Raw genomic sequence first — 17,531 nt, forward strand, 5'->3', positions numbered from 1 at the left:
TCTAATTATTAACTTTTCCTCCCAAATATTCACAATCTTTTAATGCTTGCATGCTAGTAAATGGAACTGACGTTTTTTCATACATGTACGTTGATTTTAATTCCTTAGATAAATTATGATCATCTACATTTACTTCTACATCATCCATCGTAAATTGACACGGATGTTCATGACCTGCTGCATGGGTAATTTCTATAAATTCTTTTCGAAAAGTTTTGAAATATTGAGCCAAACGAACCGATTTCAATGTCGGATCAATTCCACTTTGTAGCCATTTGCTTTGCGTCGCAATTCCAGTTGGGCATTTATTGGTATGACAAACTTTTGCTTGAATACAGCCAATACTCATCATGGCTTCACGAGCCACATTGATGCAATCAACTCCCATTGCAAACGCCATCGCAGCTTTCGCAGGGAAACCAAGTTTTCCACTTCCTACAAATACAATTCGTTCGGTAAGTCCTTTATCTTTAAACAATCTGTACAAATCTGCAAATCCGTACACCCAAGGTAACGAAACATGATCTGCAAAACTTGGCGGTGCGGCTCCAGTTCCACCTTCGCCACCATCAACAGCAATAAAATCAGGTCCTTTACCAGTTTTTTTCATTATTTCTGCCAATTCTTCCCATTGATCAAGTTTTCCAATTGCCGCTTTAATTCCAACAGGTAAACCTGTAGCTTCTGCAATTTTTTCAATAAAATCCATCAATTCGGGTACATTAGAAAATGCTTTGTGATTTGGTGGTGATAATACATCTTTTCCAACTTCAACACCACGAATTTCTGCAATTTCTTTTGATATTTTTTCGCCTGGCAACACGCCACCTTTTCCAGGTTTTGCACCTTGTGATAATTTAATTTCGATAGCTCTGACAAACGGATTGTCTTCCACCAGTTTTATCATTTTTTCCATACAAAAATTCCCGTCTTTTGTACGGACGCCAAAATATCCTGTTCCAAAATGAAATACGACATCGCCACCATTACTGTGATACGGCGACAATCCACCTTCTCCAGTATTATGATATGCATCCGACATTTTTACACCTTTGTTCAATGATTCTATTGCTTTTGCAGATAACGAACCATAACTCATTGCTGAAATGTTGATGATGGAAGCAGGACGATATGGACGTCTTCTTTTATTAAATTCGCCCATTACTTTTGCACATGGTAAAAATGTTTTGTCCTTTGCATTCGGATGATCGTCTTCAATTTTAAAAGGCATCATTGCATTATTGATAAACACGTGTTGATGTGCGTAAATATCACGATCGGTTCCAAAACCTTCATAGTTATTTTGACTTTTCGCGGAAGCGTAAATCCAGCCGCGTTCAATACGATTAAAAGGCAATTCTTCACGATTGTTAGCAACAAAATATTGGCGAATTTCAGGACCAATACTTTCAAACCAATAACGTAGATGTCCCACAACTGGATAGTTGTGAATAATGATGTGTTTTTTTTGTATAATATCTCTAATCGCAATGACTGCAAGTACAATAAGAATCCACATCCACCATGTGATCATTCCTAAAAAGTTTAAAACTGTGTCCATAAATATTAATTGTTCAAATAATCTATACTAAGTTGAATAAATGCTTTTACACCGAGTTTCATACCGCTTTCATCAATGTAAAAATCAGGTGTATGATGTGAAGTTGCTTCCTGATCAACAGGTTTTCCGCCTAAGAAAAAATACAATCCTGGGACTTCTTTTTGGAAGAATGAAAAATCTTCTGCGCCTGTAATGGCTCTAATTTCATTTACATTTGATGCACCAGCAGCTTTTTGAAGTGATGGCAACATTTGTGCTGTTAAATCAGGATCATTATACGTAATAGGATAGCCTTTTGCAATTTCAATAGTCGCTTCGGCTCTGTATGCTTTCGCGATTGCTGGCACCATTTCTTTCATACGTTTGTTAATAAATGCTTGCATATCATAATCCAACGTACGAATGGTTCCGACCAATGTAGCTTTCTCAGGAATGATATTGCTTCGAACACCACTTGTAAACTTTCCAATTGTGATGACTGCACCTTCTTTTGTCAATTCAGATTCACGACTGATAATCGTTTGTAAACCATCAATAATTTTTACACTTGCCATAATAGGATCAATACTTGTCCAAGGTCGTGAACCGTGACTTTGCTTTCCTTTTACGGTAATTTCAAAGCTTTGTGAAGCTGCCATAATTCCACCAGATTTGTAGTTGATTGTTCCTACATCTTGTCCAGCGCTAATGTGCAATCCAAAAATTGCATCTACATCCGGATTTTTTAGTACACCTTCTTTTACCATTAATTCTGCGCCGCCTTCTTCGCCTTTTGGTGCGCCTTCTTCGGCAGGTTGAAAAATGAACTTTATCGTTCCTCTGATTTTGTCTTTATGTTTTGAAAATATTTCGGCAACACCCATGAGTATTGAAATGTGCGTATCGTGTCCGCAAGCGTGCATTACACCAGTTTCGACATCATTAAAGGTGGTTCTTACGGTAGATTTAAACGGAATATCGGTGCGTTCTGTTACAGGAAGTGCATCAATATCGGCACGTAATGCTAGTACTTTTCCAGGAAGATCGCCTTTTAAAATTCCAACAACACCAGTATGTGCTACGCCAGTTTGTACTTCTAAACCTAATGATTTGAGATGTTTGGCTATTTTTTCAGCAGTTTTAAACTCTCTGTTAGACAATTCTGGATGTTCATGAAAATCGCGTCTCCATTCAATTAATTTTGCTTCAATTGCGTCTATATCTTTTTCAAATCCTTCTTGTGCAGTTAAAAAACAAAACGAAAGTAAAAAGATGGAAAGTAAGTATTTCTTCATGGTTGTTTTGGGTTGGAATAATTATAAACTCAAAGATATTCAATTTTTTTGTTTGTAAACCTTCCTTTAGAAAACTTATATGATTTAAAAAAAGCTGCTTGAAAAGCTGAATTTTCGTCAAACCGAACTTGATTCGGTTTCTCATAATCATTGAAAATCAACGTGATAAGATTTTGAGTCGAATCCAAAATGACACATATCTATGATTTTTTGAACAATCAACCATTTTCATAGATTGAACAAATGATAGTAAAAAATGATTCTCCTCTGAGCCGAAATTCATTTTTAATTTTAAAGTTAGAAATTACACCGTATCAACTTCCAAGTTTTTTTAATCTTATTTTTTTCGAATAGGCTCAGGAAATAAAGCTTCATATGTATTTATTACTTCGTATGCATTTTCACAGATTCCTTGTGTTGGATGATTATTTACAGAATGATTCCAGCGCAAGCAAATGATACTTTTATACACATCTTGAAATGAAATATCAGTAGTTGCATAATATTTATAATATAAATACAATGCGGTTACGGTTACCGAACGACTTCCGCCATCATGGCAATGAATGACTAAATTTCCTTGCGCATAGAAATTGACCATTCCATCCGCTTTTTGTTGTGTTGGCGTTGGTGCATTTAGCAATTGTTCTGCTTCTAAAACAGCAGCAACAAGTGTATTGATATCATTTTCATTCCCATCAACTAAACCAACTTTATCCAATTGATTTAGATAGTATTTTTCGTTTTCAGCAAGTTGAAAAGGCAAAGCAGCTCTTTTATCGATGGTGGGATCTGAAAACGGAATTTGTAAGTCTTCTGGATCATTTTCATCATATGCAACATTTAAAACGGCTGCAATTTGATTGTCAATAATAGCTTGTTCATTGAGTAAAAATCCAGCACCAACAAATATAAATTGCTCCGTTAATCCTTCAGGAACAAATGCTTTTGGAACTTGAAAAATACAGGTCATTGCTATATTTGAAAAGTTTCCAGCAGGAATAGCAGGATTCATTCCGCACAAATCTCTTGGATCAATACTCAATAATTCTTCACAGAAAGTTTTTGTTGTAGAATCCACAATAATATCATCTGAATCTCCGTACATTAATAGTTGCGGAATTTGCTCCAATGCATAACTATTATCAGCATTTAGAGTTAGTTTCCAAACCAAATCAAAACAATCGCCAGGCCATTTAGTAGTTGGAACTTTTACTGCTCCAAATGCGTTTGCAATATCCTCAATATCTGTATGTTGCCACGCAATTGCGATGGTGCTATTTGTATAGGTGTCGTCTCCAAAAATATGTGCAATCATTTCTGGATATTGATATTTTAAGTAAGAATCATGTATCTTTTTACCCAATCGTTCCGCTAAAGGTGTAATGGTTTCTATGGGACGTTTGCTGTGACTTTTATGTCCAACACCAGCTGCAAAAATATGATCAATTGCACCAAAAGTTTCAGGCAAATAATACGCCAATGCCGCAGCACGTTGATAACCTTTGGTTGATAAGTTTTCATTACTTGTATCAGCAGGTTTTTCTGCATGTCTAAGAATCAAGATTTCTTTAGGATGTCCCATGTAATTAATTTTTTTTAAAATTAGCAAAATATTCCAAAGTTGTAGCAACGTATTTTTACGTAATTTTTAAGTAAATTTTTTAAAAAAGTCAATCTTTTTACTAATCAACAGAAAAAGTGCATAACTTTCGTATAAAGCAGTTGTAATAGCGAGCTGAGTGTTTTATTTTTGAAGCAATTATGCAGCAAGACATTCATCACTATATAAATCAGCTCAATGACGCGCAACGAGCGCCAACACTTCACAAAGATGGCGCGCTAATGGTCATAGCTGGTGCAGGTTCAGGAAAAACAAGAGTACTTACATATCGCATTGCGTATTTAATGAGTCAAGGCGTTGATGCGTTCAATATTTTATCGCTCACATTTACCAACAAGGCAGCACGTGAAATGAAAAAGCGTATTACCGATATTGTTGGTGCTGAAGCTAAAAATTTATGGATGGGAACATTCCATTCTATTTTTGCAAAAATTCTACGCTTTGAAGCAGATAAACTAGGTTATCCGAGCAACTTTACCATTTACGATACACAAGATTCTGAACGACTAATTCGTTCGATTATCAAGGAAATGCAATTGGATAAAGATGTATACAAGTACAAACAAATTCGATCGCGTATTTCTTCGTTTAAGAATAATTTGATTACGGTTCGTGCGTATTTTAATAATCCAGAATTGGTAGAAGCTGACGCAATGGCAAAACGTCCAAGAGTTGGCGAAATTTACAAAGAATATGTAGATCGATGTTTCAAAGCTGGCGCGATGGATTTTGATGATTTGTTATTGAGAACCAACGAATTACTAAATCGTTTTCCAGATGTATTGGCAAAATATCAGAATCGTTTTCGCTACATTCTGGTAGATGAGTATCAAGATACAAACCACTCACAGTATTTGATTGTAAAAGCTTTGGCAGATCGTTTTCAGAACATTTGTGTCGTTGGAGATGATTCACAAAGTATTTATGCGTTTCGTGGGGCAAACATCAACAATATTTTAAACTTTCAAAAAGATTATGATAATGTTGAAATGTATCGCTTGGAACAAAATTACCGTTCTACAAAAAATATTGTTGAAGCGGCAAACTCTGTTATTGAACATAACAAAACCAGACTTGATAAAGTAGTTTGGACAGCAAATGACGAAGGAGGAAAAATAAAGGTAAACCGAAGCGTTACCGATGGGGAAGAAGGTCGTTTTGTAGCTGGTTCCATTTTTGAAACGAAGATGCGTGAGCAATTGCACAATGGCGATTTTGCTATTCTATATCGCACCAATGCACAATCAAGAGCAATGGAAGATGCCTTGCGTAAACGTGACATTCCGTACAGAATTTATGGAGGATTGTCATTCTATCAACGCAAGGAAATCAAAGATGTTTTGGCATATTTGCGTTTAATTGTAAATCCAAAAGATGAAGAAAGCTTAAAACGTGTGATCAATTATCCAGCACGTGGAATTGGGCAAACTACAATTGACAAATTAGTCGTAGCTGCCAAACATTACGGACGTTCCATGTTTGAAGTGATGGAAAATATTTCTAAGATCGATCTCAAAATAAATAAAGGAACGAAGACAAAATTAGAAAACTTTGTAACGATGGTTAAAAGTTTTCAAATTATGAGTGAAGGTGCAAATGCATTTGAATTAACAGCGCATGTGACCAAAAAAACAGGTTTAGTGCAAGAACTGAAAAAAGACGGAACGCCTGAAGGAATTGCACGAATTGAAAATATTGAAGAATTACTGAATGGTATCAAAGATTTTGTAGAAGGACAAGTAGAAGTGGCAGATGCGACAGGTGCTTTGGCAGAATTTTTAGAAGATGTTGCGTTGGCAACGGATATGGATAATGACAAAGGCGATGATGATAGAGTGGCATTGATGACGATTCACTTGGCAAAAGGATTGGAGTTTCCGTACGTCTACATTGTTGGAATGGAAGAAGATTTATTTCCATCGGGAATGAGCATGAATACACGTAGCGAATTGGAAGAAGAACGCCGTTTATTCTATGTGGCGTTAACGCGCGCTGAAAAACAAGCATATCTGACTTATACGCAAAGTCGTTACCGTTGGGGAAAATTGGTCGATGCCGAACCAAGTCGTTTCATAGAAGAAATTGATGATAAATATTTAGACTATATTACGCCAATTGATAATTATCGTTTCAAACCATTAATTGACAATGATATTTTTGGAGAAGTTGATAAAAGCAAGTTGCGTTTGCAAAAGCCAATCTCAGGAAGACCGCCAGTTGTGGGAAGTCCAACGCCTGAGCAAATTAGAAAATTACGAAAGTTAAAACCACAAACATCTGAAAGTTCAGCGCCAAGTCCAAGTTTATTTGATGGCGATTTGGCACCAGGAACAAAAGTAGAACACACACGATTTGGACGTGGAGAAATTTTACGAATTGAAGGAGTTGGTGGCGATAAAAAAGCAGAAATCAAATTTCAAGTCGGAGGCATTAAGAAATTATTGTTGCGTTTTGCGAAATTAAAAGTGCTTTCTTAATTAAGAAAAATTATCATAATTTATAAGTAGTAGTTTTTTTATTTAGTAGTCAATTCCATGATCATTTGGGTAAAATAGGGAAAATAGATTCTTCCCCACATTGGTCGTTTATCAAAAAAGAACACTTCTTTTGTTGTACGATTAATGACTACAGGAATCGTAAATGCTGCCCATTTTTTACCAGATTGTAGTTTTTTGCAATACGTTTAGGCTTCTTCGGAAACATTGTCTGAAATTAGAATGCTAACTACACCAATTGCTGATTGAAAACCTCTTGGCCAACCATCGTATGCCGATTTGGTGTAAGTGAACGCTGATCTCAAATGCTTTTCTATATATATGTTGGTAATTGGCATATCTCCGCAATCTGATGCTATAAAAAATGTATGTAACTGTGTTGCCATCCAACTCCATCGAAATTGTTTGTCATATCCAACAACAGAAGGCATATCATCTATAAGAACTGAATCAGAATAGAAAATAGATTTTTCTTGTAGTTTCTTTTTAAAAGAAGTTAAGTTCATAGGTGTTATTGCTTCAATAATTCATCCAAGAATGTAACCATTTTTTCAAACTCAGCATTGGTAAATCCGCATTTTTATTCTTTACATTTCAAAAAAATCACCAGAAGATACAAATCCAAAAATCCAAAAATCCAACAGTCAAACCATCCAAATAAGTCCAGCCTATCGCACCATACAAACCGAATTGACATTGCCTTTGTAATCGTATTCTTTGACAGGATTTGAAGGATCAAGAATCCATTGATTGTCTACAATAAATTTATATTGATGTTTCCCGCTAGGAAGTAGTATGGTAAATTTCCAGCCGTAATCGGTTTTAAACATTTTAAATCCGTCTTCCGACCAATCATTAAATGTTCCTGAAAGCAATACTTTTTTAGCATCTTGATAGCCGCGCAATTTAAATGTGTAATATGCTTTTACTTCTACAAGCGAATTGTATTCATTGAATTCGTTTTTAATTTTATTTGGATTGGCTTCATCCGTAATCCAAATGCCGTCCACAATAAATTTATATTGGTAAACTCCAGGCCGTAATTGAAGCGTAATAAACCAACCGTCATCCACTTTTTTGAGTTGAAATAACTGTTCGTCCCATTTATTAAATGAACCCGCAAGAATCACTTTTTCAGCGTTTTGATAGCCTTTTAGGTAAAAAGAAGTATTTCCATCTTCCGATACAAACGCATTGTACATTTTTAAATTATACACATGCAAATCTTTCCCATATTTATCTTTTGCAGAAACAGTATTTTGAATAGTAGTATCTGGCTCCGCCCAAAATTGTTCATTGATGACAAACTTAAATTCCCATGAAAATTCATCTGTAAAATCAGCAATCTTTTTACGAAACTCATAACGAAATTCGTCTAATTGCTTCATAATCCATTGGTCTTTTGCCCAATTGTTAAATTGACCAGAAACCGCTACATTTTTTATGATAATTGATTCATTTCCAATCGGAATACGTTCCTGAGTCACATCATCTGTAACTTCAAAATAGTCACGTTTATCAAATGTGAAAATCACTTCGTCGCCTTCCAAATGATATCCTTTTGCCATTTCTTCCTGTGCAAATACAGTAGAAGTAATGAAAAGCAGTAGTACAATTACGATATGTTGTAAATTATTTTTCAAGGTTTAAATATAGGCGATTTTATAAAATATATTTTTTCTTTTTTGTAATTAATGATCGTACGTTTATATTTCAAGAATTCGTACCCCAAAACGCCGTCAACCGAAGTTCCATAAGCTTCTCGCATTTTGCGAAGATTGGTAATAACCGTGTACATTGGTCCAACACCTTGTGTTTTACTCATTCGGAAATTATACAATTTTCCTGCCAAAACCTTTATTTTTCGATTTCCAGCACCAATAAGAGATAAGGTACGCATTGGACGAAAATTTTTCAATATTTTTTTATGACTGTTTTTATTCAATTGATTGAATTCTGCGCCAGTATCCAATGCAAAACGTACTTTTTTATCGTTAATCGTGCCTGAAATCACAATGGTATGTTTTTTCAATTCAAAATCTAAACTGTCTGAAAGTTCTTCGGCATATACTTTCGTGTCAAGTCGATTTCCATGTGTATCTAACTTTGTCAGTGTAATTTGATTTAGGTATAAATCGATAAAAATTTCGTAATCTTTTAAAATATTATAACCAATAATACCTAACAAGTGCATTTTCTTGCTTTTTTCGATATGTGACAAATCAATAACGTCCGATTTCTTATCTTTTAGACTGAATGTCGATAGAATAAACTCGCTCAACTTGCGTTCATATGGCTGATCGATAATACGCGTAACGCCCGTTGTTTTGGTTCTTTTCTTTGTTAAAAATTGTCCTTTAGGAAAATGATTTTTATTTAAAATCAACGTTTCTGAACCTGTATCGATGATAAAATCGCCTTTTTGATTGAGAAATTCGGCTTCAACTACAATAAGTTGATCAATGACTTTAAACGGAATTCGTGCAGTGTAATGGTTTAAAAATTCGGCTTCGGGAAACAGAATTTCAACCGAAGTATCATCTTCTGTAGCGTGCAAATTGGCAATGCACAGCAACAGCACGATCGTGGTTTGTATTAATTTTTTCATGGTTGATTGATTGATGATGATACTATATAGACGATCTTTTTCGGAATTTGTTGCAGTTTATCGCACTTATTTTTGAAATAGCGAATCATCTATGAGATACTCAATCAAGTTCAACAAGACGAAATCGTATTTCTATGTCAGTTCGAGCGCAGTCGAGAACTACTTTAGCATCTCGACTGCGCTCGATGTGACATTACAGACCTAAAAGCAAAGCGCCCTAGCACCGAAATCCCAAAACCCAAAAGCAAAACTCCCTAGCACCGAAAACCCAAGACCCAAAAGCAAAGCGTCCTAAAACCCAATCAAATACTCAACTTCGCAACAATTTGTTGATCTTTTGATTTTGTCAATCGAATGATTTTGACTTCTTTGGTTTGTTTTTCAGTTCCAAAATACGTGTACAAAGTCACTTTCATAAATGTTGGATTTTCCACTTTTTGATAGCGGTCGCCAAAGTATTTTATCTTCACAAAATAGTTGCCCTTGATGGCGTTTTTTAGTGTAAATTCTTCTGGACCAAAACCTTGTGTCATATCTTTCGATATTATTCCACCAATATTAGTTTTCGTATGTTGATACGAACATTCTTCCAAATTAGGATCAATTATGTGTAAGTCAATATCTGTATCGTTATGATTCCAATCAACCACAACACGTACGTCAAATGTTTCAATTTTTGGATCAATTTTTAACGAATCAAGCGCACTTGTGTCCAAATCGTCTTTGTATTTTTTGACTAAATCATTGAGTTCATGCGTTACAATAGAATTCAAACCTTGAAAATTACGTCTTTGGGTATTTTTATAAATTTTCCCAGAAAGAATATGCTCGTACAAATCAAACGCTTTTTGACATTCGCCTACATTTTCATGTGCAATTGCCAAATCACGGTACGATTGTACATCTTCTGTGCGTAATTCTAACACGCGTTTGAATATGAATAATGCCAAATTGTGTTGATCGCTTGCTTGGAGCTGATATCCAAAAACTTTCAATAATTCGTAATTGTCAAAATCGGTTTCGGCAATGTTTGATACGATTCGATCTGCATATGAAATCGCATTGAAATGATTTTTGAAAAAATTAGAAACATCTACAAAGTAGGCAGGAGTTTGTTCGTATTTTTTACGCTGAATTAAATAAAAATAGTATGCTTCTTCTTTGGTATTAAACCCTGATAATTCTTTTATATATCGCGTTTTTAAGGTTTGATCGACAATTTTAAGTTTTCCTTTGTACTTAGTAAAATTGATGGTATTTCTTGGCTCCGTTTGCTGTTGTTGACTGCTACTAACTGTTTGTTGTGAAATTTGTCCGTTAGCATCAATAGAAAGTATAATTGGTAAATTGTAACGAACGGCTACATTTTCTCCACGCTCTTTTCCTGGTGTCATTTGTGGTAATAAACGCAGGATACGCTTTACTTCTTCAGAAATATCTTCATGTGGCGAACGCACCAAAATTGTATCAACAGTACCTTGCTCATTAATGGTAAATAATGCATTAATACGTTTTCTTCCTGAAGGTAAATTGAGTTTATTTACAATATTTTTATTAAAATTATCCGTTACATGTTTTCGGATTTTTTCAGCAAAACATTGTTTTTGCTCATTTTTATTCGCTTTTGATTCACAATCAGGAAATATAGGCGCTTCTTCTACACTCGAAAATGGAATTTCTTCTTCAAGATTTTCGTCAAATTCTTCGACATTTGATGCTGTATTTTCGATTGTCGTGAAGTTAAATGTTCTTGATTCTATAACCATATTTTCACTAATCGTGATTTCTTCGCTAAACTGGTTCATACGGTCAAACGCTCTCTCATTATCTTCTACGGCATTTATTTGAATCGGTTGGTAATTTGGATTTTTCTTCTTGCGAATGGCGATATCTGCCATAATTTTGTTGTATTCATCTAACAACTCAGCTGGTGGCTCAATCTCGTAACGGATATAATCCATCACTTCTTCTAGGACAATCAATGAAGTATAATCGGTAACCAAACCGTAAGTTGTCGCAAGCTTTATGATTTCAGCTTTGTTTGCTTTTATATCTTTTTGTAAATAGGCAAGCTTTTTTTGTGCCCACATGCGTGGAATTCCCGAAACATTTGTCTGTGCATCTTTAAAATGTAAAATAACAGTTTCCTCAGTTGTAGTTCCGTGTCCGAAATTTAAAATAATACTATCATCATTTTGTATATTTCTTCCAGCAATAGCGAAGGTGTTTTCTACAATTTGAGGAGTATTCGGATATATTTCAAGTTGGTTAGAATTTGACGAAAACCCTAGGAATTTATAAGTTTCATATTTAATATTCGCAAAAGCTTCCAGTGCCGTTTTTGCGCTCAAATTTATATACATTCCGTTGCTAGTTTCTGCGAGTTTTTTCAAACTTGTATGATTCGCTTTTACCAAGCTATTTAATACAATTATAGGTGTTTTTGCGTCAGGATGTATGGCACTTAATGATTGAATTCCATCGGAAAATAACAACACAAGATCCGATTGTTTTAATTCCGATTTTAAAATTTGATAACTTGTACCGCCATCGTAAATAGTTTGTTGAATTTCGTTTTTTAAATCATTCCAATTTCCGTTTCGGATATCAAACACTGTTTCGGTTAACACAACATTGCTAAACGATTTAAAATGTACTTTTACATTGTCTACATATGAAAAATAACTTGCTAAAACGTCAAGTTCTTTCTCAATATCACGTTCTTCCATAGAAAGTGAAGCATCCCATAATAGGGTAATTTCAGAAGCTTTTTTACGAATTCTTTTCTTAGGATTCAAAATAAGATGTCCATAAAAATAGTCTTGTGAAAGAAACAATTTTTTTGTGTCAGTTGATGTTGGAACTTTGATTAAAATACTTTTGTTAGCAATATAATTTGACTTAGTAATGCTCGTTTTAAAATTGCGCTTCCAGTTTTTAAAGTTCAATCCAGTAGCATTTCCTTTTTCAATTATGGGTGTAGTTTCCTGTTCAAAGGCAGTAATTGTCAGTTTGAAGGTATCTAATTCGTTTTCAAAATGCAGTGGCAAATCATAATAATAACCATCTTTTTTATAGATCAAATCTTGTTCATACGCCAGCACAACACGTTTGTATCCTTTTGCAGGAATAGGGTAAATACGCGCTTTGTAGTTATTTCCTGTGCCTTTTTCAAGCAAAGCAGGATCAACTCTGCGGCGAACGACTTCTTCAAAGGCAATTCTCCCTAACTCCTTATCTACCACTACGGCTTCTCGAAGTTTTCCGTTGACATCTAAAGCAAAACGAGACACTTCTGCATTCATGCCAAGCGGAAAAGATAATTCGCCTTCTAATACTTGATTTTTTGGATTGTAATACAACATGTCAAACGTTGTAACGGCTTTGCTTCCAATAATTTCTACAGTAATATCTACAGAAGAAAGTCCAACTTGAGTTTTGCCCACTTTGAGAATTGGGACTTGTTGTGCAGTACTATTTGCGGTAAAAAATAGTAACAACACGAATGGTACTAGTGTTTTCATAAAAATCGGTTTTGAGACTAAATATTAGCTATTTTTATCAATTTTTATACCGTTTTTAGAAAATTTTAAGAAATACAGATTTCTGAAAGAAACTCATTTCAATTAGTTGGTACGTAATACTTTTTCAATCATTCAATCATTCAATCATTGAATCTTTTAATCATTCAATCTTTCAATTCCAATATCAATGATGCGCTGCAACAAATGCTTTAAACTTCGTCCACGTATCTAATGCATTTGCGCCAACCCAACCATGACCTTCATTTGGATAGAAAACAAAACTGTGTGTGACACCTAAAAGTAGTAACTTATCGCTTAAATCCATTCCTTGTGAGTTCGGAATCAACGGATCTTGTCCGCCATAAAATAAAATTGTTGGTGGTGCGTCATCTGTAACTTTATGAAAAGGACTAAAGTTTTCTAAAAAAGGCACTACGACATCCATTCCTAACAAATCTATATATGCCTGAATTGTTGGATCAGCATTATTCAAATAGGCTGCATCTGCCAAATTCGTTGGTCCAACAATACTTGCGACCATATTTACATTGGCTTGTGCATCGTAGTCATAACTCCAAAGCATCGATAAATGCGCGCCAGCACTCGTACCTAAAAAACCATACTCTTCCGAAATGATATATTCTTCATTCTTGGCTTTCAAGTCATTAATAATCGTTGTAATATCTTCCAATTGCATCGGAAATGGAGAAGTAGTATCATCTGCCAAACGGTAATTAATATTCACAACCGCATACTCAGGCAAATCGGTTTGCATTAATTCAACAAAACTTGACATATCTGATTTATCGCCCGAAGTCCAACCGCCGCCATGCACCAAAATCATCACTTTAGTCGACAAGGTTCTATTTTGTGGTAAATAAATATCATATGTTTGATCGCTGTCAGCACCGTACGAAACATTTAGTAACGTACGTGCTTCCACGGTAGTTTCATCTGTGGGAGTTGTGGTAAAAACGGTATCGTTATCTTGCGAACAGGCAACAGTAAACAAGATGAATACGATTGCAATACCTGCGTAGAATGATTTTTTCATAAAAATTGGTTTTACTACTAATGCAAACGCAATATCCAAAAAAAAAGTATACCGATTTCTTAATTTTGACTTAAATTTTCAACGTATAATGATTGTGAAAATTACTTAAAATCAGGTATTTGAACTCTAATTAGTTCACTAGATCAAGTCACAACGACTAGTTTGTCTAAAGAATGCACATAATTGGTAAAAATCAATTACTTTTGTGTTGTAAGTTATACGATATAATGGCGCAATTTGTAAAAATATACAATGAAAATCCAAATCCGAAAGAAATCAAAAAAGTAGTTGATGCTTTACGTGCTGGCGGATTGGTAATTTATCCAACCGACACAGTGTATGGATTGGGTTGCGATATCACAAATACGAAAGCTTTACAACGTATTGCCAAAATAAAAGGCATCAAACTCGAAAAGGCAAACTTTTCTTTTATTTGTAACGATTTGAGTCATATTAGCGATTACGTTCGTCAAATTGATACAGCAACCTACAAAATTCTCAAAAAAGCATTGCCAGGTCCGTATACATTTATCTTACCTGGAAATAACAATCTTCCAAAAGTCTTCAAAAAACGGAAAACAGTCGGAATTCGTGTGCCAGACAATAATATTGCACGAACTATTGTACAACAATTAGGAAATCCAATTGTATCCACGTCCATTTATGATGAAGATGATATTGTAGAATATACAACTGATCCAGAATTGATTTTGGAAAAGTGGGACAATTTGGTTGATGTTGTCATTGATGGTGGTTATGGCGATAATGTGGCATCTACAATTATTGATTTATCGGGTTATGAACCTGAAATTATAAGAGAAGGAAAAGGCGATGTAGACGTCATTTTTTAAAATAATAGCATATAATAGTGAAGAAAAAAAGTAGCAAAATAGCAGTTATACTCATCGTTTTGGCTGTAATTATAGGAATAGCCTCTGTATTTGTATATCCAAAAGCTTCCATGTATTTCTATGGAAAGAAAACGTCTCCCATTACAAAAGATACTGATTTTTATGTAAAAACGGATGCGTTGTTTTCAGAAGTGATGCAAAATTTGAAAGCGAATGGCATCATTGATAATGTTGACAATTTTAGCGAATATGCAGCGTTTAGAAATCTAAAACAAAGCACGCTAGAAGCTGGAAAATATAGCTTTCCAAAAGCGGTAACTTACAGTACTATTTTAGAAAATTTACGCCAAGGAAACGGAGAACGAGAAGTGCAAATTACCTTTAACAATGCACGAACAAAGAAAGAAGTTGCTGAAAAAATTGCTGTAAATCTCGAATTAACAGCGGAAGATATTTTACAACGAATCACAGACGAAAAATTTACTAGCAAATACGGTTTTACTCCGACAACCATCAATACAATGTTTATTCCGAATACGTACAATGCATATTGGGATATTTCTGCGGATGACTTAATTGCCAAACTCGCCAAAGAATACAAACGTTTTTGGACGCCAGCACGCAAAGCGAAAGCAAAAGCAATGAACATGTCGCAAACGGAAGTATCTATTTTAGCTTCCATTGTACTTAGTGAAACGATAAAAATGGACGAAGCGCCAAAAATTGCTGGTGTGTACGTAAATCGTTTGAAAAGAGGCATTCCTTTAGATGCCGATCCGACATTGAAGTGGATTTTGGGCAATTTCGAAATCAAACGTATTCTAAACAAAGACAAAGAACTCGATTCTCCTTACAATACTTATAAAAATAGAGGATTGCCGCCAGGACCAATTTATATTCCGTCGGAACAATACATTGATGCCGTATTGAATTATGAAAAGCACGAGTACATCTTTTTCTGTGCGAAAGAAGACTTTTCGGGCTATTCTAACTTTGCCAAAACCAACAGACAGCACGAAATTAATGCACGTAAATATCACAAAGCGCTGAACGAACGAAATATTTATCGCTAATGTCTAAATACAATCGTAGAGATTTTTCAAAATTAATTATCCTTGGCGGAATCGGATACACGATTTGGTCTTGTGCAAATGATAAAAAGGAACAAAAAGGCAACACCACGGAAGAAGATACAACGCCTAAGATGCCTGAATTGCTTCCTGATCACATCAAAATCTACGAAAAAGCGGATGCAGCATATCAAGAATTAGCTGTACGATTTAACAAACGAATTCAACAAGCGCCTACATTTATTGCACAATGTTTTAGTACAGAAGGTGTTGTTGCCGCCATGAAATTTGCCATTTTTAAAGATGTAAAAGTCGTTGTGAAAAGTGGTGGACATAGTTTTGAAGGTTTTTCAAGTACCAATAACGGTTTGGTTATCGATGTTTCTGCAATGAAAAAAATGCAGTGGAATAACGATCATAGTATTATGGTAGAAACAGGTTGCGTACTCAAAGAATTGTATGACGAATTGCTGCCAAAACAACGCATTTTGCCTTCTGGTTCGTGTGCAACTGTTGGAATCAGTGGTTTAACGTTGGGTGGCGGATACGGTTTTTTTAGTCGTAAATATGGTTTAACGTGTGATAGTTTGGAAGCCATTACCTTGGTTGATGGAAACGGAAATATTCATGAAGAAATTGGCAAATCGGCAATACTAAAAGCTTGTAAAGGTGGTGGAAACGGAAACTTTGGTGTCATCACTAAAATGGAATTCAGAACCTATCAAGCACCGAAATATTTTCAGGCTTTTCGATGCAAATCGTATAAACTTGATACAAAACGAGCTAAAAATTTACTCAAAACGTGGTTTGAATTGGCGGAAACTTTGCCAAAATCTAGTTTTTCAGCATTCGTGCTAAACGGAAAAACCTTGACAATTCTTATAACAAACTATGATGAAAGGGCAGAAGCGGACGTTTTAAAAGTGTACAATGCCTTAAAAAAGATTTCTAACAAAGGAACAATTGGCAGCAAACGCGCATTACCAACTGCGTTAAAAACGTTTTATGGTGTGCAACATCCGTTGTATTTTAAAAATGCTTGCGCAGGATTGTACAAAGATTTTTCAGAAATTGAAGGTTGCATAGATGACGTTATTGAAAAAGTAATTTCAACTAGCGGCTTAATTTATCAAGTAAATACGGTTGGTGGAAACGTGAATACAAAATCCTTAGAAAAACGTTCGGTATTTCCACACAGAGGTTTACCGTTTTGGTCGGAATTGCAATCGTATTGGGAAAAACCAACGCAAGAAGAACGCTTAGTTACGGCGTTTCAAGAAATTCAACAGCGTTTTTACGATCATGGTATTCGCAAACATTATAGAAACTATCCAGATATCAATTTCAAAGATTGGCAAACGGCGTATTATGGAAAATACCTTCCAGAATTACAGCAGATAAAACAACAACTTGATCCTGATAATCGGATACAGCATCCGCAGAGTATTACGGTTTAATATTAACAAATAT

At 35.0% G+C, this 17,531-nt stretch carries 12 protein-coding genes; 4 read left to right on the forward strand and 8 right to left on the reverse strand.

What is annotated here, in order from left to right:
* Window position 1: 1 nt before the first annotated feature.
* The 3 genes from AA089_RS13900 to AA089_RS23730 all read right to left on the reverse strand — a co-directional run bounded on the left by AA089_RS13900 (window position 2) and on the right by AA089_RS23730 (window position 4,420).
* A complete protein-coding gene (locus AA089_RS13900; RefSeq protein WP_046757568.1) occupies window positions 2-1,561 on the reverse strand; it encodes an FMN-binding glutamate synthase family protein in 1,560 nt (519 codons plus the stop codon).
* Between the two features lie 5 nt (window positions 1,562-1,566).
* Complete coding sequence (locus AA089_RS13905; protein WP_082113279.1) at window positions 1,567-2,835, reverse strand: amidohydrolase; 1,269 nt, start codon at window positions 2,833-2,835, stop codon at window positions 1,567-1,569.
* Between the two features lie 337 nt (window positions 2,836-3,172).
* On the reverse strand, window positions 3,173-4,420 hold the full coding sequence (locus AA089_RS23730; protein WP_053002420.1) for a hypothetical protein: 1,248 nt from the start codon (window positions 4,418-4,420) through the stop codon (window positions 3,173-3,175).
* Window positions 4,421-4,599: 179 nt separating this feature from the next.
* On the opposite strand from AA089_RS23730, the gene AA089_RS13915 reads away from it, so the two are divergent.
* Window positions 4,600-6,936 carry an ATP-dependent helicase gene (locus tag AA089_RS13915; protein ID WP_046757569.1) on the forward strand — a complete coding sequence of 779 codons (2,337 nt, stop codon included), beginning with the start codon at window positions 4,600-4,602 and terminating at the stop codon, window positions 6,934-6,936.
* Between the two features lie 206 nt (window positions 6,937-7,142).
* Here the strand turns inward: AA089_RS13915 and AA089_RS13920 are convergent, their stop codons facing one another.
* From AA089_RS13920 to AA089_RS13940, 5 genes are all read right to left on the reverse strand, one after another.
* The gene (locus AA089_RS13920) at window positions 7,143-7,460 is read right to left on the reverse strand and encodes a hypothetical protein (RefSeq protein WP_241479999.1); all 318 of its coding nucleotides are present in this window, start codon (window positions 7,458-7,460) and stop codon (window positions 7,143-7,145) included.
* A 162-nt stretch (window positions 7,461-7,622) separates the two neighbouring features.
* Window positions 7,623-8,597, reverse strand: coding sequence for a glycogen-binding domain-containing protein (locus AA089_RS23735; protein WP_053002424.1), 975 nt, complete (start codon window positions 8,595-8,597; stop codon window positions 7,623-7,625).
* A complete protein-coding gene (locus AA089_RS13930; RefSeq protein WP_046757570.1) occupies window positions 8,594-9,562 on the reverse strand; it encodes a retropepsin-like aspartic protease in 969 nt (322 codons plus the stop codon). Before AA089_RS13930 ends, AA089_RS23735 begins: the two co-directional genes overlap by 4 nt.
* Window positions 9,563-9,864: 302 nt before the next feature.
* The gene (locus AA089_RS13935; RefSeq protein ID WP_046757571.1) at window positions 9,865-13,086 is read right to left on the reverse strand and encodes a VIT domain-containing protein; all 3,222 of its coding nucleotides are present in this window, start codon (window positions 13,084-13,086) and stop codon (window positions 9,865-9,867) included.
* Window positions 13,087-13,270: 184 nt separating this feature from the next.
* Window positions 13,271-14,140 carry an alpha/beta hydrolase gene (locus AA089_RS13940; protein WP_046757596.1) on the reverse strand — a complete coding sequence of 290 codons (870 nt, stop codon included), beginning with the start codon at window positions 14,138-14,140 and terminating at the stop codon, window positions 13,271-13,273.
* A gap of 227 nt (window positions 14,141-14,367) precedes the next feature.
* On the opposite strand from AA089_RS13940, the gene AA089_RS13945 reads away from it, so the two are divergent.
* The 3 genes from AA089_RS13945 to AA089_RS13955 are packed head-to-tail and all read left to right on the forward strand — an operon-like array spanning window position 14,368 to window position 17,518.
* Entirely contained in the window at window positions 14,368-14,991 is a 624-nt protein-coding gene (locus tag AA089_RS13945) for an L-threonylcarbamoyladenylate synthase (RefSeq protein WP_046757572.1), read from the forward strand.
* Window positions 14,992-15,008: 17 nt separating this feature from the next.
* A complete protein-coding gene (gene mltG, locus AA089_RS13950) occupies window positions 15,009-16,064 on the forward strand; it encodes an endolytic transglycosylase MltG (protein ID WP_053002425.1) in 1,056 nt (351 codons plus the stop codon).
* Window positions 16,064-17,518 (forward strand): FAD-binding oxidoreductase, encoded by a 1,455-nt coding sequence (locus AA089_RS13955; protein ID WP_053002426.1) that lies wholly within the window; start codon window positions 16,064-16,066, stop codon window positions 17,516-17,518. The genes mltG and AA089_RS13955 overlap by 1 nt, the downstream gene beginning before the upstream one ends.
* Window positions 17,519-17,531 lie beyond the last annotated feature (13 nt).

Source organism: Kordia jejudonensis, assembly GCF_001005315.1.
Lineage (GTDB): Bacteria > Bacteroidota > Bacteroidia > Flavobacteriales > Flavobacteriaceae > Kordia > Kordia jejudonensis.

Coding starts and splice junctions, on each gene's coding strand:
- AA089_RS13900 (WP_046757568.1), bottom strand. CDS start 1,561: ATGGACACAGTTTTAAACTTTTTAGGAATGATCACATGGTGGATGTGG.
- AA089_RS13905 (WP_082113279.1), bottom strand. CDS start 2,835: ATGAAGAAATACTTACTTTCCATCTTTTTACTTTCGTTTTGTTTTTTA.
- AA089_RS23730 (WP_053002420.1), bottom strand. CDS start 4,420: ATGGGACATCCTAAAGAAATCTTGATTCTTAGACATGCAGAAAAACCT.
- AA089_RS13915 (WP_046757569.1), top strand. CDS start 4,600: ATGCAGCAAGACATTCATCACTATATAAATCAGCTCAATGACGCGCAA.
- AA089_RS13920 (WP_241479999.1), bottom strand. CDS start 7,460: ATGAACTTAACTTCTTTTAAAAAGAAACTACAAGAAAAATCTATTTTC.
- AA089_RS13930 (WP_046757570.1), bottom strand. CDS start 9,562: ATGAAAAAATTAATACAAACCACGATCGTGCTGTTGCTGTGCATTGCC.
- AA089_RS13935 (WP_046757571.1), bottom strand. CDS start 13,086: ATGAAAACACTAGTACCATTCGTGTTGTTACTATTTTTTACCGCAAAT.
- AA089_RS13940 (WP_046757596.1), bottom strand. CDS start 14,140: ATGAAAAAATCATTCTACGCAGGTATTGCAATCGTATTCATCTTGTTT.
- AA089_RS13945 (WP_046757572.1), top strand. CDS start 14,368: ATGGCGCAATTTGTAAAAATATACAATGAAAATCCAAATCCGAAAGAA.
- AA089_RS13955 (WP_053002426.1), top strand. CDS start 16,064: ATGTCTAAATACAATCGTAGAGATTTTTCAAAATTAATTATCCTTGGC.